At 54.8% G+C, this 22,154-nt stretch carries 19 protein-coding genes and 2 tRNA genes; 10 read left to right on the top strand and 11 right to left on the bottom strand.

Annotated features, from left to right (window positions below; all coding sequences use genetic code 11):
• The first annotated feature begins 241 nt into the window (after positions 1–241).
• The 4 genes from GOW93_RS03195 (at position 242) to GOW93_RS03180 (ending at position 4,757) form a co-directional block, all read left to right on the top strand.
• Entirely contained in the window at positions 242–1,081 is an 840-nt protein-coding gene (locus GOW93_RS03195) for a helix-turn-helix domain-containing protein (RefSeq protein ID WP_170381605.1), read from the top strand.
• A gap of 984 nt (positions 1,082–2,065) precedes the next feature.
• Entirely contained in the window at positions 2,066–2,710 is a 645-nt protein-coding gene (locus tag GOW93_RS03190) for a PepSY domain-containing protein (RefSeq protein WP_170381021.1), read from the top strand.
• Between the two features lie 38 nt (positions 2,711–2,748).
• Entirely contained in the window at positions 2,749–3,408 is a 660-nt protein-coding gene (locus GOW93_RS03185; protein ID WP_170381604.1) for a response regulator transcription factor, read from the top strand.
• The gene (locus GOW93_RS03180; protein WP_170381603.1) at positions 3,408–4,757 is read left to right on the top strand and encodes an ATP-binding protein; all 1,350 of its coding nucleotides are present in this window, start codon (positions 3,408–3,410) and stop codon (positions 4,755–4,757) included. Before GOW93_RS03185 ends, GOW93_RS03180 begins: the two co-directional genes overlap by 1 nt.
• Positions 4,758–5,070: 313 nt before the next feature.
• On the opposite strand, the gene GOW93_RS03175 is transcribed toward GOW93_RS03180, so the two are convergent.
• The 7 genes from GOW93_RS03175 to GOW93_RS03145 form a co-directional block, all read right to left on the bottom strand.
• Positions 5,071–5,763: an FkbM family methyltransferase gene (locus GOW93_RS03175; protein WP_170381602.1), complete on the bottom strand. Its 693-nt coding sequence runs from the start codon at positions 5,761–5,763 to the stop codon at positions 5,071–5,073.
• A gap of 151 nt (positions 5,764–5,914) precedes the next feature.
• Positions 5,915–5,989, bottom strand: a tRNA-Glu gene (locus GOW93_RS03170).
• Between the two features lie 22 nt (positions 5,990–6,011).
• A tRNA-Glu gene (locus GOW93_RS03165) sits at positions 6,012–6,086 on the bottom strand.
• Positions 6,087–6,184: 98 nt separating this feature from the next.
• A complete protein-coding gene (gene recJ, locus GOW93_RS03160; RefSeq protein WP_170381601.1) occupies positions 6,185–7,927 on the bottom strand; it encodes a single-stranded-DNA-specific exonuclease RecJ in 1,743 nt (580 codons plus the stop codon).
• 93 nt (positions 7,928–8,020) lie between these two features.
• Positions 8,021–9,004 carry a class II fructose-bisphosphatase gene (gene glpX, locus GOW93_RS03155; RefSeq protein WP_170381600.1) on the bottom strand — a complete coding sequence of 328 codons (984 nt, stop codon included), beginning with the start codon at positions 9,002–9,004 and terminating at the stop codon, positions 8,021–8,023.
• A 69-nt stretch (positions 9,005–9,073) separates the two neighbouring features.
• Entirely contained in the window at positions 9,074–10,360 is a 1,287-nt protein-coding gene (locus GOW93_RS03150; RefSeq protein ID WP_170381599.1) for a homoserine dehydrogenase, read from the bottom strand.
• Between the two features lie 128 nt (positions 10,361–10,488).
• On the bottom strand, positions 10,489–10,737 hold the full coding sequence (locus tag GOW93_RS03145) for a hypothetical protein (RefSeq protein WP_170381598.1): 249 nt from the start codon (positions 10,735–10,737) through the stop codon (positions 10,489–10,491).
• A gap of 99 nt (positions 10,738–10,836) precedes the next feature.
• Between GOW93_RS03145 and GOW93_RS03140 the strand changes: the two genes are divergently transcribed.
• Positions 10,837–11,424, top strand: coding sequence for a TetR/AcrR family transcriptional regulator (locus GOW93_RS03140; protein WP_170381597.1), 588 nt, complete (start codon positions 10,837–10,839; stop codon positions 11,422–11,424).
• On the opposite strand, the gene GOW93_RS03135 is transcribed toward GOW93_RS03140, so the two are convergent.
• Positions 11,421–12,332, bottom strand: coding sequence for a pirin family protein (locus tag GOW93_RS03135; protein WP_170381596.1), 912 nt, complete (start codon positions 12,330–12,332; stop codon positions 11,421–11,423). The two genes, GOW93_RS03140 and GOW93_RS03135, sit on opposite strands and share 4 nt — an antisense overlap.
• 147 nt (positions 12,333–12,479) lie before the next feature.
• Between GOW93_RS03135 and GOW93_RS03130 the strand changes: the two genes are divergently transcribed.
• The gene (locus tag GOW93_RS03130; protein ID WP_170381595.1) at positions 12,480–12,953 is read left to right on the top strand and encodes a hypothetical protein; all 474 of its coding nucleotides are present in this window, start codon (positions 12,480–12,482) and stop codon (positions 12,951–12,953) included.
• Here GOW93_RS03130 and GOW93_RS03125 read toward each other — a convergent pair.
• Genes GOW93_RS03125 through GOW93_RS03115 form a run of 3 tightly spaced genes read right to left on the bottom strand, consistent with a single transcriptional unit; the run spans position 12,907 to position 15,702 of the window.
• On the bottom strand, positions 12,907–13,515 hold the full coding sequence (locus tag GOW93_RS03125; RefSeq protein ID WP_170381594.1) for a TadE/TadG family type IV pilus assembly protein: 609 nt from the start codon (positions 13,513–13,515) through the stop codon (positions 12,907–12,909). The two genes, GOW93_RS03130 and GOW93_RS03125, sit on opposite strands and share 47 nt — an antisense overlap.
• A gap of 1 nt (position 13,516) precedes the next feature.
• Positions 13,517–14,047 carry a TadE/TadG family type IV pilus assembly protein gene (locus GOW93_RS03120; protein ID WP_170381593.1) on the bottom strand — a complete coding sequence of 177 codons (531 nt, stop codon included), beginning with the start codon at positions 14,045–14,047 and terminating at the stop codon, positions 13,517–13,519.
• Complete coding sequence (locus GOW93_RS03115; RefSeq protein WP_170381592.1) at positions 14,044–15,702, bottom strand: TadE/TadG family type IV pilus assembly protein; 1,659 nt, start codon at positions 15,700–15,702, stop codon at positions 14,044–14,046. Before GOW93_RS03115 ends, GOW93_RS03120 begins: the two co-directional genes overlap by 4 nt.
• 327 nt (positions 15,703–16,029) lie before the next feature.
• Between GOW93_RS03115 and GOW93_RS03110 the strand changes: the two genes are divergently transcribed.
• From GOW93_RS03110 to rpoD, 4 genes are all read left to right on the top strand, one after another.
• The gene (locus GOW93_RS03110; RefSeq protein ID WP_170381591.1) at positions 16,030–17,460 is read left to right on the top strand and encodes a Glu/Leu/Phe/Val family dehydrogenase; all 1,431 of its coding nucleotides are present in this window, start codon (positions 16,030–16,032) and stop codon (positions 17,458–17,460) included.
• A 142-nt stretch (positions 17,461–17,602) separates the two neighbouring features.
• Positions 17,603–17,902: a hypothetical protein gene (locus tag GOW93_RS03105; protein WP_170381590.1), complete on the top strand. Its 300-nt coding sequence runs from the start codon at positions 17,603–17,605 to the stop codon at positions 17,900–17,902.
• 79 nt (positions 17,903–17,981) lie between these two features.
• On the top strand, positions 17,982–19,931 hold the full coding sequence (dnaG, locus tag GOW93_RS03100; protein ID WP_170381589.1) for a DNA primase: 1,950 nt from the start codon (positions 17,982–17,984) through the stop codon (positions 19,929–19,931).
• Positions 19,932–20,045: 114 nt separating this feature from the next.
• Entirely contained in the window at positions 20,046–22,034 is a 1,989-nt protein-coding gene (gene rpoD, locus GOW93_RS03095; protein WP_170381588.1) for an RNA polymerase sigma factor RpoD, read from the top strand.
• Positions 22,035–22,154 lie beyond the last annotated feature (120 nt).

Here is a 22,154-nt window from a genome sequence, read left to right as displayed (position 1 = left end):
GGAAACGGAATCAGTGATTGGAACGCGACATTGGGGGGCTTGGATGCTCAGCGGGCCAAGAAAAGCCAGGAAAAACAGCAAGATAATCGGGTAAAAATTTTCTCGATTTGTTTGTGCGCTTATAGTGGCGGTCGCAAAACCAGTTGCTGATGCGACATAAACCAAGCAGGTTTGTGTCTGTGGTGGGGGCTACAGTAAGGAGCCCGACTGTGTTGTTTAGGTCGGGTCGGTGAACAGAGTAATGAGTGTTAGTTTTACAAACAGCGCTGGCGCGCGAGATAGCTTGAATTTCGTTCTTGAGTGGTCTCATGCCTTAAGTGGTAATAATTCCATTTCCAAAGTTGTTGATCAGCTGATTCAATTGGCATTTGCCGATGCTGCAATAATTGTTCGAACTTCAAAGCTCGAAAAAAGATTTAATTATATTGCACGTTGCTGTCGGCAAGTGGGAAAGGCATTTCCTACCCAGCCTCAAACACAAGCGGATTTAGTGTTGGGAAACTGGACGGCAACGGCAAAGTCAGGGTCCATCTGGAAGACGTCAGATTCAAAAGATGATACGGCACCAATTTCCCTTTTCCCGCGGTCCAAGCTGGACGCCATAGGAGAGGTGGTTGTTGTACCCCTTGAGGTTAAGCCAGATCACATCGATTATCTTGAGTTGCACTATCTGAAGAAACCCAGAGAATACGAACTGGACTTGCTGGAGCTAATGGCTTCTACATTGGCGTCCGCTTGGAGCAGGCGTGTCCCTGGTATCATCTCGGCCAGGTTGGAGCAGGGACGGAACCAACGTCTGAGAATGGTCCAGAGCGAACAATTTGTACCGATCCTTGATCCGCAAAACCCGGCGGAACTAAGCCGGTCCGAGTTCCGGATATGCGCTATGTTAAAGGAAGGGATGACAGTGAAGAAAATAGCCCAGTCGCTTTCTGTCTGCCCAACCACAGTGCGCTCGCACCTTAGTTCGATCTTTGCCAAGACAAGTGTATCCAATCAAGTGGAGCTGCTGCATCAGCTGAACCGTAAGGCGGATGCCGAGGACGACTTCGTTCGCTCTAAAGTGGTGCGTGCGGGTTAAATTGCACTGGAAGAAAATTGCGCAATTGTCCCTGGTACAAGCGGGTCAGGATAAATTTTAAGTGAACATACCGTTCCTCGGGCGTTCATGGGCCTTGACGCATACTCAACCTATGGTGTTGTGTGAGTGTTTGAGCGTTCTGATCCGATGAAGGGGAGTAGCGTGGTGAAGCAGACCACTGGCACGTATGTTCTTGCACAGCGAGTACGCGAGGTTTTGAAGCCCTCCGAGGCTTCTTGCTCCAGTGAAGTGTCGTGTGCCCCTAAATCCAGTTCTGACCGCTTCCCTCCTGTCGAAACCGCTTTGTTAAACATTGTAAGAGATAAACGATTTGTAGAGGCGAAGAAGGGCGGCTGACGGTAAGTTTGTCACCTGCCGCACTGCAGCACGACGTTCTATCCCGAAAAACCGCAGTTGTTTACCCCTTGGAAGTAGGCTTGTTGGACAACAGCTGTATTGTTTTGAACATTTGAATGTCAGAGTCGCGGAAAGGCACTTGCTAACATGTGTCTTCGATCTCTGTGGTTGGGTGGGTTGACTGTGTCGGGCTGACCGTTGGGTTCTTATGTCTTCCAAATTTCACGAAGCAATTTTCCAAGGGGAAGCGCCGAGTTGCGAACATTTCGTTTCTACCAGAACGGGATCCGGGCGCGGCGTTGTCAATGACGTCTGCTCGTCGTCTTTCGCGCCGCTGTGGCGGAGAATGTGAGTGCCGCGAAGATGTCGGTTTTCGGCGGCAATGCTAAGGCCCTTCAAAAGGCTAACCGATTCGGTTTGCGAGGCCGATTCTAATCGATCACTGCATACAGCATCTGCCGGATTGTTTCGGTGGAATTTCGGGGCGCTATGTTGTGTCGAAAATAGAGGGTGTCGACCCCATTTTTAGGTCATTGTTTCCGGAGTAGAACCGATCTAATGTTCATCTTGGGTTAATGCGGAATTTGCTAGATTTAAAGGACTCTTACGCGATAATGAGTGCTGCTGATGAAGAAACTCTTAGTCATCACATGCCTAGTTGTTCTCGTCTCTCTTCTTCAGGCTGAAGAAGGGCATGCTGTTGTGCGTGAAATGAAGCAGGCCGAGTTGCGCAAGGCGACGACCTCGGGGAACGCTATTCGACTCAATAGAGTTATCGAGGGTGTCAAAAAGTATTTTGGCGGTACTCCAGTAGATGCGCGCGCGTTTCAGACTGACACAGTTTATTATCGAATCTTGGTCAAGAAACCTAACGGAAAGATAATAAGTGTCATTGTGAATGCACAAACTGGGGTTGTTGTATCTAACCGCTCGAATATAGGACGTCAGATATCCAATGCAGCGAAGGCTTCGCCGGGTAACTCTGCCAATGCTGCATCACAAGCGAAAGCCAATAACAGTAACAATCAGGGCACAAACGGAAATCGCGGTAACAACGGTAGAGGCGGAGGCAATAAAGGCGGCAACGGCAACGGCAACAGCGGCGGCAACGGCAACGGCAACAGCGGCGGCGGCAACGGCAACGGTGGCGGTGGAAACGGCAACGGTGGCGGTGGAAACGGCAACGGTGGCGGTGGAAACGGCAACGGCGGTGGTGGAAATGGCAACGGCGGTGGTGGAAATGGCAACGGAAAAGGTGGCGGCAAAAAATAATTGTTAAAATATCATTCGGGTACCTATAGACATAAGATATGAGAATTTTACTCGCAGAAGATGAACCGCACCTATGCGGCCAGGTTAAAAAACTGTTAAACGCCGAAGGCCGTGTGGTTGATATTGTCAACAACGGTGTCGACGCCCTGCATATGGGAACGACCGAATCCTACGACATGATCATATTGGATCTCGGCCTACCGCAACGCGATGGCACTTCCGTATTGCGCGAGTGGCGCAATGCGGGAATTAAAACCCCTGTGCTGATCCTGACCGCTCGGGATGGTTGGAGCGAACGGGTCGATGGTTTGGATGCTGGGGCGGATGACTATATGACCAAGCCATTCCATTTGCCCGAATTGGCTGCACGTGTCCGCGCAATCTTGCGCCGTCAGAGCGGGCAGTTGAACCCGGTAATCGAAATGGGCAACGTAGTTCTCGATACGCGCAACGGGCGTGTGACCGCAGACGGGGTTCCGGTCAACCTGACCGCTCAGGAAATTGCTGTGCTCACCTATCTTGCGCACAACGCCGGTCGTATGATCCCAAGAACCGAACTTTCCGAGCATATCTATGAGTACGATGGTGATCGGGATTCCAATACCATTGCGGTGTTTATAAACCGGTTGCGCAAGAAACTCAGGCACGACCTCATTACTACGGTTCGTGGTCGTGGATATATGATTGATACTGTCTGATGTTATCACTTCGACAACGGGCTTTGGTCGGAGGGATTGCCGCCGGGGCCCTGTCAGTTGGTGTTGGTACATTGGCAGTATTTTCGTACATCGATGCCCGGGTGTCACAGCGGTTCGACACTGCACTTAGAGATCGGCATACTCAGCTCGTGGTCGGGCTGAGTGTCACGACGCAAAACCCCGAAGCTTTGCGCGATCTCATGTTCGACCCCAATTACAGCACTCCGTATTCCGGCCGATATTGGCAAGTTACCAATGCCGACGGAGAAGTATTCACCTCGGCTTCACTGTTCGACGAAACTTTAGATGAGCCGCTCGGCGTGCGCGAAGGCGCAGAAATATGGAACACATCCGGACCCGAGGGTGAGGTTCTGCGCAGTGTTTACCAAGAAATATCTTATGAAGACGGAACCGTTTGGGGCGTTAGTGTCGCCGAAAGCCGAGCTCAGTTGATTAATGAGAGGCGGGCAGCTCAGCGCAGTCTTTTGCCGGTATTTGCGGTTGTTGGCTTGATCTGTGTCGCAAGTGCTTTGTTGCTTACCTCTGTTATTCTTAGGCCACTTAGAAAACTGCGGTCGGATGTAGCGCATCGCTGGGACACTGACGATGATCTAAAGCCGGATGATTATCCGGATGAAGTGGCGCCGCTGGTCGGTGACTTGAATCAGCTTTTGAGCCGCAATCGGGATATTGTGTCCGGTTCACGCCGACAGGCGGCTGATCTAGCGCATGCCCTAAAGACGCCTACGGCTATTCTTAGAAACGAGTTAAGAACACTTTCAGAAGATGGTGCGAAAACTGAAATCGCGCAGGAGGCATTGGGTCGGATTGACGCTCAGCTCGGGCGCTCGCTTGCACGCATGAGGGCTATGAACACTGCGGAATTGACGCACTCTCGCACGAACTTGTCCAACTCTGTCAGAAGGTTGGCGCGTCTGTTCAAGGCAATGACCGAGGAGCAGGGCAAACATCTGGAAGTTATCGAAAGCCCCGAGATTTGGGTGCGTATGGATGCGCAGGATGTTGAAGAGGTTCTTGGGAATCTGCTGGATAACGCGGTCAAATGGTGCCGCAGAACTGTACGTTTAAGCTTATCCCGTAAGAAAGACTGTATCGAGGTTAGTGTCGAAGATGACGGCCCCGGAATTCCAGAAGATGCTCAGCGCGAAGCACTCCGCTCTGGTGGTCGCTTGGATACTTCAGTCAGCGGCAGTGGGTTGGGATTGGCAATTGCTGTCGATTTGTTGAACGCCTACGGCGCAAGTCTTGAATTGGGGAAGTCAGCGTCCCTTGGTGGTTTGCACTGCCGCGTCAAGATACCAACCGCAACCCGTTCTACTTCTGCATAAGTGTTTAACAGGGTGGTGCAGCGGTCCATTTCGCATCAGTGGATGCTGAAAACAGTAAACATTTTTCTATGTGGCTTTGTCGTTTTGTTCGAAGGTCCACTTAATTTAAACTTCAATCTGGGTGCAGCACGCGAATAGATGCCTTGAAAATAAGGTTCGGGAGGTGCCCGACCAGAGCGATGAATGACATGCATTGTGCCGCAGAAGTTATGCCATGGTTCAATTCAACGTGGGGGTAGAGTTGTTTGCTTTGCCGTGACGGGTTCGGTTTCTAACAAGGTCGCAGCTTTCGATTTGGCAATCGGAGTTACAGTTAATTTACACCGTCGCGTCGCAGCGCAGGATTCTCAACCTCTCGTGCGAAAACTGCGTTACAATACCAAATACCATTCAGAGCTTGATTGGTGCTGTTAACCCTGCGGACTGGCTCGATAAGATCAGACAGCCGATAATTGAACGGGTGCAAAAAATGTATGAACCGTTCCAGATGAACATGAAAACGGTTGTCCAGATTTGTCGAACACTCCACCTGCAGATAGGCGACCCGGCCTTTTCGCAACATGTCTGAAAAACCTAGTAGAACGTCTAAGTCGTAGCCCTCGGCGTCAATCTTCAAATAGTCGATGAATTCGATGCCCAGATCCCCGCAGATGCTATCGCCAGTCGCAACTTCGACTTCGATCTCATCCTTTGACAGTTGCTCCCCTTCCAACACCTGGTGGTTTCCGGTGTTGAGGTTGGAAGTGAACCTTACATGCCCGACATTCGAGGCCAGACCCAGTTGATGTGCAAAAGCCAACTCGTCGTCACTCACGGCCTCTTGCAACCGTGAGAATGTTTTTGGCACCGGTTCGAAACAATGGATAGTGGCGTCAGGCAGAAATTTTCGAAAAAGCCGAAATGACTGACCAACGTTTGCGCCCACGTCGAAAACGGTTAGTCTATCGAAATCACTTTTTGCCGACTTGGCCCTGGACAGCATCTCTGCAAGGGATCTGTGTTCCATTGCGTGTACCCCTAGAAGAGACTTTATTGTTTCTAAGGGGGTATTGAGCGTAGACGTTCTTAAATCAAGTGTTTTAGGAGCTGAAAAAGATGTCCAAGTGTTGGAAATCTTCGCTATACAATCAGGCTAAAGTTTCGCTGGAATTAGACTGTGGCAGCCCGTAGGGGAATCGAACCCCTCTTTCCAGGTTGAAAACCTGGCGTCCTAACCGATAGACGAACGGGCCATTTAGTCCAAACAAGCACAATTGGTAGCCCGTAGGGGAATCGAACCCCTCTTTCCAGGTTGAAAACCTGGCGTCCTAACCGATAGACGAACGGGCCACGCTGGCTTGTGGGGGGCCTTTTACGGTTTCACCGGGACCCCCGCAAGCCGAAAAATGCAAGGATGTGAAAGTTTTTTCCCAAGCCGGAAGTTGGCTTCAATTGGCGTCTGCCGCATCCTCAAGCCTGAGCTGCACGCTCTGCCGTCCACCCCAAGTATTGACTTCTAGCCGCCCCGCGAAATGGAAGCGCGCGCCACCGTGATTGGACAGCTTTTCACCCATGGGGCTATCAAATGCACCAAAGGCAATAGCGTCGAGGCCACCACCAACGCCGTCGGCCAGAGACAGTTTCAAATGGGATTCACCAACACGCTTGGCAAATCGGACCTGCAGGTCAGGCAGTGCGTATCGCGGGGCAGGGGCGCTGGCTCCGAACGGGCCTGCCTTTTCGATCTGTTCGATCAAATCAATCGTGGCCGCCCCTGGCATCAGGGCCCCGTCCAGTTTCAGGTCGGCCGGTCCACCTTTGCCCGCGCCCTGTTTTGCCAGCAACTCGCTGAGCCGCATCATCGCCGGTTCCAATTTGTCACGCATCACGGTCAGGCCCGCTGCCATCTTGTGCCCCCCGCCTTTGACAAGAAGCCCTTCGGCGGCAAGCCGTTGGATCGACGCACCTAGATCGACGCCGGAAATCGACCGGCCCGAGCCTTTGCCTTCCTCGCCATCGAAACCGATGACAATCGCCGGACGGTTCGCGCTTTCCTTCAGGCGCGAAGCAACAATGCCAACCACACCAGGATGCCAGCCATCGCCCGCAGCCCAGACCAAGGGCGCATCCAAACCACGCTCCTCGGCCTGTTCCAGAGCAGCAGCACGCACCGCATTCTCGATATCGCGGCGCTCGGTGTTCAATTCATCCAGTCGTTGCGATAAGGCTTCGGCCTCGGTTATCGAATCCGTGCTAAGCAAACGCGCGCCCAGATCGGCCTGACCAATTCGCCCGCCGGCATTCACCCGTGGACCGAGAAGGAACCCGAGATGATAGCTGTTCGGCGCCGAATCCATGCGTGCCACATCCGACAATGCCACGAGACCCGGCCTTTGCCGCTGCGCCATGACCTTCAAACCCTGACGTACCAAAGCTCGGTTCGCGCCGATCAAGGGGGCCACATCCGCAACCGTCGCAAGCGCCACCAGATCCAACAGGCTAACCAAATCCGGCCCCTTCGCGCCCGCCTCACGCAATTGGCGACCAGCTTCGACAAGCATCAGGAAAACCACTCCGGCAGCACAGAGATAGCCCAAATCGCCACTTTCATCCTGCCGGTTCGGGTTCACAACCGCAGCGCAGGCGGGCAGGGCCTCACTGCCCAAGTGGTGATCCAGCACGATAACATCCGCACCCTTGGCGGCCGCGATAGCCTCGTGACTCAACGTGCCACAATCGACGCAGATGATCAGGTCATGCTTGGCGGCCAGTTCCTGCATTGCGGGGACGTTGGGGCCGTAGCCCTCGTCAATCCTGTCCGGCACATACAGCGTTGCCTGCAGCCCCATCTGACGCAGCCAAACCAGCAGCAGGGCCGCCGAACTGCCGCCATCGACATCATAATCGGCAAACACGGCAATGCGCTGCCTGTTTCGAACGGCCATCAGAAACCGCACTGCAGCTTTTTCCATGTCTTTCAATGTTCGCGGGTCAGGCAGCAGCTCTTTTAGCTTGGGGTCCAGAAAACTTGATGCTTCCATCGGTGACACACCGCGCCGAGCCAACACCTGACATACTGCACGGGGCAGGCCGGCTTGCTGCACCAGCATTTCGGTTGCACGCTCAATCTCGGCAGTTGGCCCGACCCAACGGCGTCCTGTAAGTGACTGCTCAACCTCTAAAAAACTCATACCGTGCCTCTCATATGCCAAGGCCGGACCCCCTCGGACCCGGCCTCTTCATCTTTTGATAAATACTCTCGCCGAAGGCAGTGGCGCAAGCCGCTATGCTTCGTTATGCGGCCACATCGGCGTGCGGTACGACATACGGCGCACCGAACCGGTCTTTGATCGCATCAGCAGTGTGGTGGTCTCTACCCAACCCGGCTCGCGCTTGATACGCGGCAGCAGCGAACCACCGGTCACACCGGTTGCGGCAAAGATCACGTCAGCGGTGACCATCTCGTCGCGTGCATACACGCGGTCCAGATCGGTGATGCCTGCCTTGGCGGCACGGCCACGTTCGTCATCGTTGCGGAACAGCAGGCGACCAAAGATCTGACCACCCATGCACTTCAGCGCAGCAGCGGCCAGAACACCCTCGGGCGCGCCGCCTTGACCCATATACATGTCGATGCCGGTTTCTTCGCTTTCGGCGCAGTGCATGACGCCGGCCACGTCACCGTCGGTGATCAGGCGGATCGAGGCACCGGTTTCGCGCACTTCGGCAATCATTGCTTCGTGACGCGGGCGTTCCAGAATGCAGACGGTGATGTCGGCGGGTTCACACCCCTTGGCCTTGGCCAGCGCTTCGACGCGCTCACGCGGGCTCATGTCCAGATTGACAACACCTTCGGGGAAGCCCGGACCGATAGCCAATTTGTCCATGTAAACATCAGGCGCATGCAGCATCGAGCCACGAGGGCCCATGGCGATCACGGTCAGCGCATTGGGCATGTCCTTGGCGGTCAGCGTGGTGCCTTCCAGCGGGTCCAGCGCGATGTCTACACCGGGGCCTTGGCCAGTACCGACCTCCTCGCCGATATACAGCATTGGGGCTTCATCACGCTCACCTTCACCGATGACCACGACGCCCGCAATGTCCAGCAGGTTCAATTGTTCGCGCATCGCGTTTACCGCCGCCTGGTCTGCGGCTTTCTCATCTCCGCGTCCGACCAGAGAGGCCGAAGCCAGTGCGGCCTGTTCTGCGACCCGTGCAAGGCCCAGAGACAGTAGTCGGTCGTTGAAATCTACTTTGGCAGCACTCATTTTCACTATCCTCAGGTCAGTATCGGCGTTCTAATCGGCATAGCCTGCGTTTCATGCAGGCCGCAAGGGTCAAACCTCTTCAATCCGCAATGCGACGGGTTCACCAGCCACTACGTCGGTTTCCCTAAATTTGTTCAGGGCAACGTCCAGCGTGGCGCGCGTGGTCTTGTGAGTGACGATCAGAACTGGCGCGGTGCTTTCGGTGTGACCATATTGACGCATGCGGTCGATCGAAACACCTGCATCGCCCAGAATGGCGGCCACTTTGGCCAGCGCGCCGGGTTTGTCGAACAGTGCGAGACGCAAATAGTACGGGGCAGGCAAGCCAGTCACAGCCGGTTTCGCATCCTGCAATGAGGTCGCCGGGCGGCCGAAGGTCGGGATTTGCAAGCCACGTGCCAGATCGCAAACGTCGCCCATCACGGCGCTGGCGGTCGGGCCTTCACCGGCACCGGGGCCACGCAGAACAACCTGCTCGACCGCGTCGCCCTCGATAACGACCATGTTGGTGCCGCCCTCTAGCTGGCCCAAAGGCGAGCTGCTGGGCACCAGGCATGGCTGCATGCGCTGTTCCAAACCGCGGGCCGACCGTTGTGCAACACCCAGCAGCTTGATGCGGTATCCCATGTCGTCGGCCTGATGAATGTCATCCAGGCTGATCTGTTGGATACCTTCGATCTGAATGCCATCAAAATTCGGCTTGGTGCCAAACGCGATTGAGGAAAGCAGCGCCAGTTTATGCGCCGCGTCGATCCCGCCCACGTCAAGGTTCGGGTCGGCCTCTAGGTATCCCAGTTGGGCGCACTCTTCGAAAAGAGCGTTATAGCCCTTTTGCTGCGATTGCATGCGGGTGAGGATATAGTTGCAGGTGCCGTTCATCACGCCCATGACACGGGTGATTTCGTTCCCGGCCAACCCTTCGGTCAGGGACTTGATGACCGGGATACCGCCAGCGACAGCGGCTTCGAACCGGATCACCCGGCCTGCGGCTTCGGCCTTTTCTGCCAGCTCTTGACCGTGGATCGCCAGAAGGGCCTTGTTTGCGGTGACGACATCCTTGCCGGTGGCAAGCGCCGCCTCGACAGAGGCTTTCGCCGGGCCATTTTCGCCCCCGACCAGCTCGACAAATACGTCGATATCATCGCGTTTGGCCAGCTCGACAGGGTCAGCTTCCCAAGCATAGCCCGACAGGTTCACGCCACGGTCCTTGTTCGCATCCCGTGCCGAGACAGCGACGATTTCAACCGGTCGTCCAGTGCGTGCTTCCAACATATCACCATGGCGGCGGATGATCTTCACGACACCCACGCCAACTGTTCCCAAGCCCGCAATTCCCAGCCGCAGCGCCTGTGTCATCCCGTGGGTTCCTTTCTGCTCGAAATTTCCGTGGTATCGGGCCTACCGCCCGTTCAGCGCTGCCTTAGCGGGTTCGGCGCTAGGGTGCAATGCGTCGCGGTCGGAGACGTGCCGGGAATCGCGGTCACTCAGTTGATTTCAGCGTTCTGCAACTCTTGTGACCTTTTCTCCAGCTCTTCACGCCGCGCGAGCAGTTCTTCTTCGACCTCGGCGGCCTCGTTCAGCGGATCGGCCGGTGGGCCCAGATTTTCCTGCAGGGGGATAAGGGTGGGGTAGCGGGCTGATTTGAGCTCCGGCAGCTCGCGCCCTTCCAGTTCCGGAAAATCGGCGCACCCGGCACAGGCGAGTATCAGGATCAGCAAAGGCAGGGATTTCATGCGAAACACTTTCAAGGTCGACTGTATCTGTGATGCACATTTTGAAGCTTTGGTTCAAGCGGGGTTCTATTTGAACATGCGTTCAGATACTGTTGGAGGATGGCACGTACTCAAGGTTCACATTCCGATATCACTGGTCCACGTATCCGTAAGGCGGCGCTGGGCTTGTTTGCCCGCCATGGTTATGCGGCGGTGTCGATGCGCCAGATCGCGGCTGAGGTCGGGGTGCAGGCCGGGGCGCTGTACAACTACACGCCAGATAAGCAGAGTCTGCTGTTTCGTTTGATGAATGAACATATGCAGGATCTCTTGTCGGCTTATGGCGAATTGGGCCGACATGCGGACGCGTCAGAGGCTTTGCGCCAGTTTGTTGGGTTCCATATTCGCTTCCATTTGGAACGCCCGGACGAAGTGTTCATTGCCTATATGGAACTGCGCAATCTGACACCCGAGAATTTCGCTGACATCGAAGGCTTGCGCCGCAGCTACGAAAACGCGCTGGAGGCCATTCTGCGCCAAGGGCAGGAGGCTGGTCTGTTTGATATCACGGATACCAAGATCGCCACCCTGGCAGTCATTGCTATGCTGAACGGCGTGATGACTTGGTATCGTGCGGGCGGGCGTTTATCGCTGGATGAGGTCGAGCGGATCTATTGGGACATGGTACGCAAATCGGTGTCCGCCTAATGCGCCGGGTTGATGAAGGTGCCATTGCGCAGTTCACGAAAGGCCTGCTCTAGCTCAGCCTGGGTGTTCATGACGATGGGACCGTGCCAAGCTACAGGTTCGGCAATCGGTGCGCCCGAGATCAATAGAAAGCGTACGCCTTCGGGGCCTGCCTGAACCGTGACCTCATCCCCGGTACCAAATCGGATGAGCGTCCGATTGCCCGACAAATCGCGGATATTGACCTCCTCTCCGGCCACTTCCTTTTCCAGTAAAACACCAGTGGGTTGCGAAGCGTCCGCAAAAGCAGCCTGACCTTCAAAAACATAGGCAAAGGCGCGGCGGTAGGTGTCGATCCGAAAGGTTTTTCTGACGCCTGCCGGGATTTGGATGTCCAGATATTGTGGGTCGGCGGCAATACCGTCGACGGGGCCGGTTTTGCCCCAGAACTCACCTACTATCACGCGAACGGTGGTGCCGTCATCATCAGTTATTTCTGGGATTTCGGTGCTTTTCACATCCTGATAGCGTGGCGCGGTCATCTTCTGAGCCGAGGGCAGGTTGCCCCACAGTTGGAAGCCATGCATTTGGCCCAGTTGATTTCCGGTCGGCATCTCTTGGTGCAAAATGCCGGACCCGGCGGTCATCCATTGTACATCGCCAGCGCCCAAAGTTCCGCTATTGCCCAGAGAATCTGAATGCTCGACGGTGCCTGCCAGCACATAGGTGATCGTTTCGATCCCGCGATGGGGGTGCCAGGGGAACCCGGCTCGATAATCCTGTGGGCGATCATTGCGGAAATCGTCAAACAACAGGAACGGATCGAGTTCCGACGGGTCTTGAAACCCGAATGCGCGGTGCAGTTTAACGCCTGCGCCTTCCATTGTAGGTACGGCTTTTCGCGTCTCTAAGGTCGGTCGCAAAGACATGTTGATCTCCTGAAGCTACAGGCAGCATGTATGCATGGTGCAGGTTGCGTCAATCAGCAGAAAAGAACGCTGAATGTGCGGAAATATGCCCCTCTGTCATTTGTAGACTAAAGCCGTTAAACCCAATGGAAAACATCAGGGGATCACATGCAACAAGATGTACTGGCCACTATTCGGCCATCACCTGCCAGACGTTGGCTGGGCGTGGGGATGCTGAGCATCGTTGGCATGCTGGTATTGTTTGTTGCCTTCGCGCAACCTCCTGAACCCATGTGGCAGGTCTTTTTACTGGCGGTCGGTGGCGCGGCCTTCTGGCTTGCGCAGCGAATGTGGAAGGCAACGAGTGACTCGATTGAGCTGACCCAGACCGAGCTCAGAACGGGGGCAGGGCTGCTTATTGCGAAGGTTGAGGATATCGAGGCTGTTGATCGCGGGGTCTTTGCATTCAAGCCATCAAATGGATTTCTGCTGAAGACCAAGGAAAGTGGTGAAAACAGTTGGGCACCGGGGCTGTGGTGGCGGCTTGGCCGCCGGGTGGGCGTCGGCGGCATGACCACAGCCGCCGAAACCAAACTTATGTCAGAGGTGCTGTCTGCGCTAACGTTTCCTGACAGGGGGTAGAGGAATCCGGGCCGGCAAGGTCGGTGACGAAACGTGGTCGTGTGAAGACGAAGTTGTCAAAAGTGAAGTTGTCTTCAATCCAACCGGTTTTCAACACTGGATCGTAGTCATTTGATGTTTCGACAATAATCAGTGTGTTCTGGTCAGCCATTGGTGGTAAGCGTTCCGCCAATTGCCCAACGGTACCGTTGGACCAGCTGCTACCGAACCCACAGTCCGATGTCCACTCAAGCGTGTGTTTTTCATCTTCCTCGTGGTACTTGACCAAAGAGATACGCATTCTCATTTCTGAGTTATTATTTGCCATCCGTTGCATCAACAGGTGCATCGAAGCAACATATGTATCGGTGATCCCTACAGCTTCCCGCGAGATCAAGTCGCTTACTGTGTAGGCCGCTTTCACATTGGCCGCACTTTGGCGGAACCCGTCAAAGTACGTATAGGCTAGGGTGATCGTCCATATGAAAAAGGGAAGCACCAGAATAGCTTCGAGGGAAAGAGCCCCTTTTTCGCCCCGTGCTGTTGACCCAAGAAATTGGCGGATATTAGTGAGTAGAGACATTTTAAGGCTCCTGAACGAAGGCAGTCGTTGCGGTCAAGGCGATCAACTCATCGTCACCGACTAGCGCGCGACCCATGTTCGATGATGGAAAGATGGGATCTACCTTTGCGCAGGCGCGAAGGATCATAAGCGCATTTGGTGGGCCGTTTTCGAATGTGGTGACGGGCTGAACTTCTTCTGACCTATCTACGCAGGTTGGCTCGATGGGAAGGTTCACACCAGTATATGCGCTTTGCTCGATCATCTCCAAAAGCAGGTTATTGCTGCAATCGTCAATGATCGTCGCATTCGCACAAATCGCGTCTTTAATGCTGTCATGGGTCATGGTTTCGCCAGTGCTAAGGCGAATATCTCGAACGGTGATGTCCACGGCACGCTCCAGCATCGCCTGCTTGATCGTGACCAGCGAATATTCAACCGCGCTGAGGATCAAGAACAAAAACAGAGGGAAGATGATGACGAATTCAACCGTCAGTGATCCTTCCTCGGACTTCTTGAACCGAAACAGTTTTTTCAGATTTTTCAAGGTCATTGTGTCAGCCTCAGAGTCTTGATCGACGCCGCGATCGATTCAAATGCCTCTTCCAGAGACAAGTTATTTCCCCCCAGAGATCCATCGGAATTAACCGCGTAAACGTGGCTTTGCGGCGTGCTTGCGCAGCCTCGGATGGTTTCAAGTCCTACAACCGGCGCTTCGAAGGCGATACCAAAGACAACAACACCGCTATCTTTGACGGCGCTGCAAATACTTTGCGTCCGTTCGTTTTTCACACTTCTGTCAATTGTATTGTAAGTACTTGATACCCACTGGTTCTCACGGTCGCGAGGCAAATCATAATTGAAACGGGCGTTCCATCTAAGCGACGTCAAATTGAACAATTCGGGGAAGGTCAGTTGGGTTGCCGTTCCCGGTTCTGAGCGTAGCTCTCCATACGGGTGTGAATTGCCGTCTGTGTTTTGAAAGGTCCACGAGAACTCGTCTGGATCAGTGGACCTCAGAGCGCTGAATTCACCTGTCGAGTTGAAGTCCGGATTGTACCAAACGCCCGAATTACCAGAGCGGTACCTGTCCCTCAGCCTGAACTGCTCGGTGTTTTGACCGTCAGTCATGACGATCATGACCTTCAGTACGTCGCCGTCATAGTTCAGTGGGCGTTCTTTGAATTTTGCAGGCACGACCTTATCGGCTGGTACTGTGTCGTCGGTTGCCAATGTCTCAATAATTGGCCGGAATTGCGGGTCCAGCAAAGCAGCACCCCACTTTACCCCTGTATCAATCGAAGTGTTTCCATCGGGGGTTAATGCGTCAATCGCGTCTTGCAGCTGTGCCACATTGTCGGTGACTGCAGTAATCTCACTGCCTGCGCGGGTGGGGCAGACAGGAAAACGGATCGGGTTTCTGCTTACTGACCAAATATCAAAATGCGCAGTTCTGTCGAGAGTATCATCGGGGCTCAAAGCTGCCTTTGAAAATTGGCTCGCTGGGAAATTGACACAATGAGAATAGTGGTGCTCAGATGAGACGTTGGGGAACTGATCCAGGATCGCTGCGCCAGCGTTTACCTGCGTTGCATATGGAACGATCGAGATCGAAACGTCACTTGCGTCATTCTGTTCGTACATCAAGGTCACAAACCGTTTGGCGGCGTCTCTGAGAACTTGAATCTTGGTTTTCCCGTCCTCTGCGGATGGCCACCTCATCGAACCTGACATGTCCAGGATCATCGAAATCTCAACGGATTCGACGGATTCTTCCGCCGAACTGGTTGCGATGGCGTTTAGCGTATCCACACCGGAAAACCGCATGAAGTGGGTTGGGACAACCACTAAGGCCTCTGCTGTTACTCTTCTGGAGCCAAGCCCAATTTCAACAACAGGGTCAGCGACGAGCGAGCCCCTCACGTTTGATTTTTCCAGATAATCCGCAACCACCTGAGCCGGTGGAAGCTCCTGTTCAAGGTCCGCAGCCGCAAGGACTGCGCGATCCAGCGCAGCTTGCAGACTGGCACGGTCGCGTTCATGATTCATCATGTCGACGCCAATGCCGGTGGTCGCGAGGATTACGATGAAACCAAGCAGCACAAAAAGTGTGAATACGGCGCCGTCCTCGTCCTTTGCGAACCGGCGCGCAAATGGCGTCTTTTGACGAAAAACTCCAACGCCACCGCGAATTGCGCGCTTAATCATCTTGCGGACCTCTCTGGGCAGTTAGCGAAACCGCCAAGGAAAAAATGAACTATCAGAAATTAACGCCGAAACGTGGCGGGAATTGGGCGAAAATGTCACCGAGTTGACTGGTTTGCTGTCAATTGCGTGATAATTCGTGGGCTTTGATTGCTTCTGTCATTGCATGCCGGACAATTTGGACAGGCAGCTTGGATTTGGCGACTCGGGGAATGTTGTGGAAAAATTCTCAGCATTTTTTGGTTTTATTTCTGCTTAATTATTGATCGTCTAGCCATTGGGTGCGACAAACTGTCGGAACGCATGTCGTTCGTTGGTACGGAGGATTAAATGACGGCCATTAAAGAACCCAGCTTTCGCGAGAGTGTAGACCTCATGTTCAACAGGGCGGCATCCCTGATGGACTTGCCTCCGGGGCTGGAGGAGAAAATCCGTGTTTGTAACGCCACGTACACAGTGAGATTTGGCGTGCGTCTGAGAGGAGAGATCCACACCTTCACCGGGTATCGTTCGGTTCACTCTGAGCATATGGAGCCGGTAAAGGGCGGTATCCGCTACGCTCTGGCTGTGAACCAGGATGAGGTCGAGGCGCTGGCAGCGCTGATGACTTACAAGTGTGCGCTGGTTGAAACACCATTTGGCGGTTCCAAGGGTGGGTTGTGCATTGATCCCCGGAAATATGAAGAGCATGAGCTGGAACAGATTACCCGCCGCTTTGCATATGAATTGGCCAAGCGAGACCTGATCAACCCATCTCAGAACGTACCCGCGCCGGATATGGGCACAGGTGAGCGTGAGATGGCCTGGATTGCGGATCAATACGCGCGGATGAATACGACGGATATCAACTCGCGCGCGTGTGTGACTGGTAAGCCGCTGAATGCGGGCGGGATCGCCGGGCGGGTTGAGGCAACCGGGCGCGGTATTCAATACGCTCTGCGTGAGTTTTTCCGTCACCCCGAGGACGTGCAGAAGGCGGGCTTGTCGGGCAAGCTGGACGGTAAGCGGGTCGTCGTTCAGGGCCTCGGCAACGTTGGCTATCATGCCGCGAAGTTCCTGAGCGAAGAGGATGGCTCCAAGATTGTCGGCATCATCGAATGGGATGGCGCGCTTTATAACCCTGACGGGATCGACGTTGAATCGGTTCGCCAATGGATCGTGAAACATGGCGGCGTCAAAGGCTATCCGGATGCCACGCATTCGGTAGAAGGGGCGGAAGTTCTTGAGGCCGAGTGCGATATTCTGGTTCCGGCGGCGCTTGAAGGTGTCATCAACCTGACCAACGCAGAGCGGATTAAGGCACCTTTGATCATTGAGGCCGCGAACGGTCCGGTGACGGCGGGTGCGGATCAAATCTTGCGCAAGAAAGGCACTGTGATCATCCCGGACATGTATGCGAATGCTGGTGGTGTGACGGTGTCTTACTTTGAGTGGGTCAAGAACCTCAGCCATATCCGCTTTGGCCGGATGCAGCGACGTCAGGAAGAATCCCGGCACGAGCTGATCGTCAGCGAACTTGAGCGGCTGGACCGTTATTTGGGCGATGCTTGGTCGATGTCACCTGACTTTAAGGCCAAGTACCTCAAGGGGGCGGATGAGCTGGAACTGGTTCGATCTGGCCTCGATGACACGATGCGCATCGCTTACCAGTCAATGCGCGAGGTATGGCACAGCCGCGAAGATGTCGAGGACTTGCGAACCGCAGCCTATATCGTCGCCATTGATCGCGTCTCGAAAAGTTATCGCGCCAAGGGGCTTTGATCCTCTAGGGGCGGTCGGACCAATTTCTGATCGCCCCTTTTGCCATGCGACAATTGTTGGTCGTGTTGGTCGAAAAGGGTGATAGCAGGCGTCGCTTTTGCCCGCTAATCTTCTGCGAAAGAAATGATTCCGGGAGTCCCCCATGTTACGTACCGCCTTTGCGGCCATTCTTCTGCTAGCCACACCACTGGCTGCTGAAGAAACCAAAGAACAAAGTTGCCAGTATCAGGCCGAAGTTGTTGCGGCGATCCAAAAAGCACGTTTGGACCGGGTCAAGGAGCGAGACGTACCGCAGGCGGTTGCTGATACAAGCCCGGCATGGCCTGAAAACTACAACGCTGCCATCCCTTTGATCACACCGTGGGTGTACGAGCAAAAGATGCGCGACGTGCGCAAAAAGGATTTGGGAGCGGCCTGGTTGGAGCTGTGCTTACAGCAATAATCCACAGGTCAGCATTTCTCTGTGGACAACCGCGCGCCTTCCCCTTGGCGCGCGTTTTCATTTCTGGCAGGTTTAACCAATGTCACTGCCCCCCGGTTTCCTTGATGAGCTGCGCACCCGGCTGAGTCTGTCTCAGGTCGTCGGTCGCAAGGTCATGTGGGATCAGCGGAAGTCCAACCAAGGCAAAGGTGACATGTGGGCTCCGTGCCCGTTTCATCATGAAAAGACGGCCTCATTCCACGTAGATGACCAGAAGGGGTTCTATTACTGTTTCGGCTGCCATGCCAAAGGCGACGCGATCAGCTTTGTGAAAGAAACCGAGAATGTCTCGTTCATCGAAGCTGTTGAGATTCTGGCGCGCGAGGCTGGTATGCCGATGCCTGCGCGCGACCCCAAGGCGCAAGAAAAACAAGATCGCCGCTCGCAACTGGCCGAGGTAATGGAGCAGGCAGCGCAGTTCTTTCGGCTGCAGCTCAAGACTGGGGCAGGAGCGGCGGCGCGTGATTATCTGGCGCGGCGGGGACTGGATGCGCAGGCGCTGGAGCGGTGGGAAATCGGTTTTGCCCCTGATGGCTGGCAGGCGCTGTGGGATCATTTGCGTGGCAAGAACGTAGCCGAGGACCTGATCCTCGGGGCAGGGCTGGCCAAGCCCTCGAACAAGGGCAAAAAGCCCTATGATACATTCCGTAACCGGATCATGTACCCGATCCGAGATCCGCGTGGCCGCTGTATAGCCTTTGGCGGTCGGGCGATGGACCCAAATGACAATGCCAAATACCTGAACTCTCCTGAGACTGAATTGTTCGACAAGGGACGCAGTCTTTATAATCACGGCCCTGCACGTCAGGCGGCAGGGAAGGGGCGGCCTCTAATCGTGGCCGAAGGCTATATGGACGTGATCGCGCTGGCTGAGGCTGGATTTGGCGCGTCCGTTGCACCCTTGGGAACAGCGATCACCGAAAACCAGTTGCAACTGTTGTGGCGCATCTCGGACGAGCCAATCATAGCTCTGGATGGTGACACAGCGGGGTTGCGAGCAGCCATGCGGGCCGTTGATCTGGCTTTGCCATTGTTGGAGGCCGGAAAGTCATTGCGTTTTGCGCTCATGCCAGAAGGCAAGGATCCGGACGATCTGCTGCGCGCCGAAGGGGCAGGCGCCGTTCAGGCTGTGTTGGATGGTGCCATTCCGATGGTCAAACTGCTGTGGCAGCGTGAGACCGAAGGCAAGGTGTTCGACAGTCCCGAACGTAAGGCAGCGCTCGACAAGGTGCTGCGGGACAAGATCAAGCTTATCCGTGACCCCTCGATCCGTTCGCATTACGGGCAGGAAATCAAGGATCTGCGTTGGCAGTTGTTCCGTCCGCAGCGACAGCCGCAAAATCGACCGTGGCAACCTCGTGGGAAATGGCAGCCGCAGAAGCAACCGGCGACGGTAGGCGCGCGGTCTTCGTTTTTGGCCTCATCCGAAAATGCCGAGATTCAGTTGCGTGAAGCGGCCATTCTGGCCATCGCAGCGCTGAACCCCCAAGTGGTTATCCAATTCGAACACCAGTTGGAAGAAATGGAGTGCCGCGATCCCGATCATGCAGCCCTGCGCCAAGCCATCTTGCGCCACGCGATTGATGATCCCGACAACCTAAAAGACCACATTGCTGAAAGTTTGGGGCCGACAGCCCTTGAAAACCTGCTAGCCCTTCGCCATGTCGCAGTCATCCCCTGTGTGTATAAACCGGGCGACGTCGAAAAGGCCGAGATGACACTGGCCGAGGAACTCGCAAAGATCAAAGCGCTCCGGGGGTTGGATGCCGAGATTGCTGAAGCTGCGGAGGAACTGTCCGATCTGGCCGATGAGGCGCTGACATATCGGCTGGCTCAGGCCGCCGAAGAGCGTAACCGCACAAGCCGTAGCCAGAATGAAGACAGGGCCGTTTTCGACGTCGCCGATAACGGCGCGCGAATCAACCGCGACGAGAAAGACGCGTTTCAGGCAATCATGTCAGGTATCAATTTTGAACGAAAACGCCGGTAAATTGGTGTTTTCGTAAGGCACTGGAAAAGAAAAACAGGTAAACGGGTGGCCGAATCACTTCTACGCGCTAATGATTCGGTTCAAACGAATCACCCATCCCTGCAGGAGCATTGAATGGCCGCCAAAGACACGTCCGAAGATCGCAAATCAGACGAGCAGGAACAGGAAATCTCGCTGGACATGAGCCAGGCAGCGGTCAAGAAAATGATCGCTGAGGCCCGCGAGAAGGGCTACATCACTTATGACCAGCTAAATCAGGTTCTGCCGCCTGATCAGGTCAGTTCGGAACAGATCGAAGATGTAATGTCGATGCTGTCCGAAATGGGCATCAACATCATCGAAGATGAAGAGGCCGAAGAAGAAGAAAACAAAGGCTCAACCGAGCTGACCACGACCGAAAGCAACCGTGAGGTCGCGCTGTCGAGTGGTGCGACCGAAAAGCTGGATCGCACCGATGACCCCGTCCGGATGTACCTGCGCGAGATGGGGTCGGTAGAGTTGCTGAGCCGTGAGGGCGAGATTGCCATCGCCAAGCGGATCGAGGCCGGTCGCAACACCATGATCGCCGGGCTATGCGAAAGTCCGCTGACCTTCCAGGCGATCACCATCTGGCATGACGAATTGCTGTCAGAAGACATTCTGCTACGTGACGTTATCGATCTGGAGGCCACGTTCGGCAACCAGATGGATGAAGACGGAGATGTAGAAGAGCCTGTCGTGGACACATCGGCGGTTCAGGCGGCGAAGCCTGCCAAGGACACCGGGCCGGAACTGGACGCAGACGGCAACCCGATCGCCAGCGACGACGATGATGACGATGACGATCAGGCCAACATGTCGCTGGCCGCGATGGAAGCCGCGCTGAAAGATCAGGTTCTGACCACGCTGGAGCGCATCTCGACCGACTTCTCGATGCTGTCGGAAATGCAGGACAGCCGGATTTCGGCCACTTTGAACGAAGACGGTACGTTCAGCGAAAAAGATGAAGAAACCTATCAGAAACTGCGTGCCGAGATTGTTGAGCTGGTGAATGGTTTGCACCTGCACAATAACCGGATCGAAGCTCTGATCGACCAGCTTTACGGCATCAACCGCCGTGTCATGTCTCTGGACAGCTCGATGGTAAAACTGGCCGACCAGGCCCGCATTAACCGTCGTGAGTTCATCGATGCCTACCGTGGCCGCGAACTGGATCCGAACTGGCTGACCGAGATGGCCGAGAAACCGGGTCGGGGTTGGCAGATGTTCATCGAACGCTCGACCGCGAAGGTTGAGGAGCTGCGCAACGATATGGCTCAAGTCGGCCAGTATGTCGGTCTGGATATCCCTGAATTCCGCCGCATCGTGCAGCAGGTTCAGAAGGGCGAGAAAGAGGCGCGGCAGGCCAAGAAAGAAATGGTCGAAGCCAACTTGCGTCTGGTGATCTCGATCGCCAAAAAATACACGAACCGTGGCTTGCAATTCCTTGATCTTATTCAGGAAGGTAATATCGGCCTGATGAAGGCGGTGGACAAGTTTGAATACCGCCGCGGCTATAAGTTCTCGACTTATGCGACCTGGTGGATTCGTCAGGCAATAACGCGCTCGATCGCGGATCAGGCCCGCACGATCCGTATTCCGGTTCACATGATCGAAACGATCAATAAGCTGGTACGGACCGGTCGTCAGATGCTTCACGAAATCGGTCGCGAGCCGACGCCTGAGGAATTGGCCGAAAAGCTGCAGATGCCGCTTGAGAAGGTCCGCAAGGTGATGAAGATCGCCAAAGAGCCGATCTCTCTGGAAACACCGATTGGTGATGAGGAAGACAGCCAGCTGGGCGATTTCATCGAGGACAAGAATGCCGTGCTGCCGCTGGACAGCGCCATTCAGGAAAACCTCAAGGAAACCACCACACGGGTTCTGGCCTCGCTCACCCCGCGTGAGGAACGTGTTCTGCGGATGCGCTTTGGTATTGGTATGAACACCGACCACACATTGGAAGAGGTCGGTCAGCAATTCAGCGTAACCCGCGAGCGTATTCGTCAGATCGAGGCGAAGGCACTGCGTAAGCTGAAGCACCCGAGTAGGTCGCGCAAACTGCGATCTTTCCTGGATCAGTAAGATTAAAGGCGTCTCAACCGAGGCGCCTTTTTCTTTGAGCAGCCAGTTTATCACATTGTCCGGCCCAACGATCAAATTGGCGGCAATTCACAATGTGTAAGCCCCGCACGCCTTTATATC

Source organism: Ruegeria atlantica, from assembly GCF_013032455.1.
Taxonomy (GTDB): Bacteria; Pseudomonadota; Alphaproteobacteria; order Rhodobacterales; family Rhodobacteraceae; genus Ruegeria; species Ruegeria atlantica_B.
This window is presented reverse-complemented; position numbering and strand designations above follow the sequence as displayed.

Bases quoted from the DNA above. Each gene is read 5' to 3' on its own strand.
- GOW93_RS03135 (WP_170381596.1), bottom strand. From the start codon at position 12,332: ATGTCTTTGCGACCGACCTTAGAGACGCGAAAAGCCGTACCTACAATG.
- GOW93_RS03140 (WP_170381597.1), top strand. From the start codon at position 10,837: ATGGCACGTACTCAAGGTTCACATTCCGATATCACTGGTCCACGTATC.
- GOW93_RS03105 (WP_170381590.1), top strand. From the start codon at position 17,603: ATGTTACGTACCGCCTTTGCGGCCATTCTTCTGCTAGCCACACCACTG.
- GOW93_RS03190 (WP_170381021.1), top strand. From the start codon at position 2,066: ATGAAGAAACTCTTAGTCATCACATGCCTAGTTGTTCTCGTCTCTCTT.
- recJ (WP_170381601.1), bottom strand. From the start codon at position 7,927: ATGAGTTTTTTAGAGGTTGAGCAGTCACTTACAGGACGCCGTTGGGTC.
- GOW93_RS03115 (WP_170381592.1), bottom strand. From the start codon at position 15,702: ATGATTAAGCGCGCAATTCGCGGTGGCGTTGGAGTTTTTCGTCAAAAG.
- dnaG (WP_170381589.1), top strand. From the start codon at position 17,982: ATGTCACTGCCCCCCGGTTTCCTTGATGAGCTGCGCACCCGGCTGAGT.
- GOW93_RS03150 (WP_170381599.1), bottom strand. From the start codon at position 10,360: ATGACACAGGCGCTGCGGCTGGGAATTGCGGGCTTGGGAACAGTTGGC.
- GOW93_RS03195 (WP_170381605.1), top strand. From the start codon at position 242: ATGAGTGTTAGTTTTACAAACAGCGCTGGCGCGCGAGATAGCTTGAAT.
- GOW93_RS03125 (WP_170381594.1), bottom strand. From the start codon at position 13,515: ATGTCTCTACTCACTAATATCCGCCAATTTCTTGGGTCAACAGCACGG.
- GOW93_RS03130 (WP_170381595.1), top strand. From the start codon at position 12,480: ATGCAACAAGATGTACTGGCCACTATTCGGCCATCACCTGCCAGACGT.
- GOW93_RS03145 (WP_170381598.1), bottom strand. From the start codon at position 10,737: ATGAAATCCCTGCCTTTGCTGATCCTGATACTCGCCTGTGCCGGGTGC.
- GOW93_RS03110 (WP_170381591.1), top strand. From the start codon at position 16,030: ATGACGGCCATTAAAGAACCCAGCTTTCGCGAGAGTGTAGACCTCATG.
- GOW93_RS03120 (WP_170381593.1), bottom strand. From the start codon at position 14,047: ATGACCTTGAAAAATCTGAAAAAACTGTTTCGGTTCAAGAAGTCCGAG.
- rpoD (WP_170381588.1), top strand. From the start codon at position 20,046: ATGGCCGCCAAAGACACGTCCGAAGATCGCAAATCAGACGAGCAGGAA.
- glpX (WP_170381600.1), bottom strand. From the start codon at position 9,004: ATGAGTGCTGCCAAAGTAGATTTCAACGACCGACTACTGTCTCTGGGC.
- GOW93_RS03185 (WP_170381604.1), top strand. From the start codon at position 2,749: ATGAGAATTTTACTCGCAGAAGATGAACCGCACCTATGCGGCCAGGTT.
- GOW93_RS03175 (WP_170381602.1), bottom strand. From the start codon at position 5,763: ATGGAACACAGATCCCTTGCAGAGATGCTGTCCAGGGCCAAGTCGGCA.
- GOW93_RS03180 (WP_170381603.1), top strand. From the start codon at position 3,408: ATGTTATCACTTCGACAACGGGCTTTGGTCGGAGGGATTGCCGCCGGG.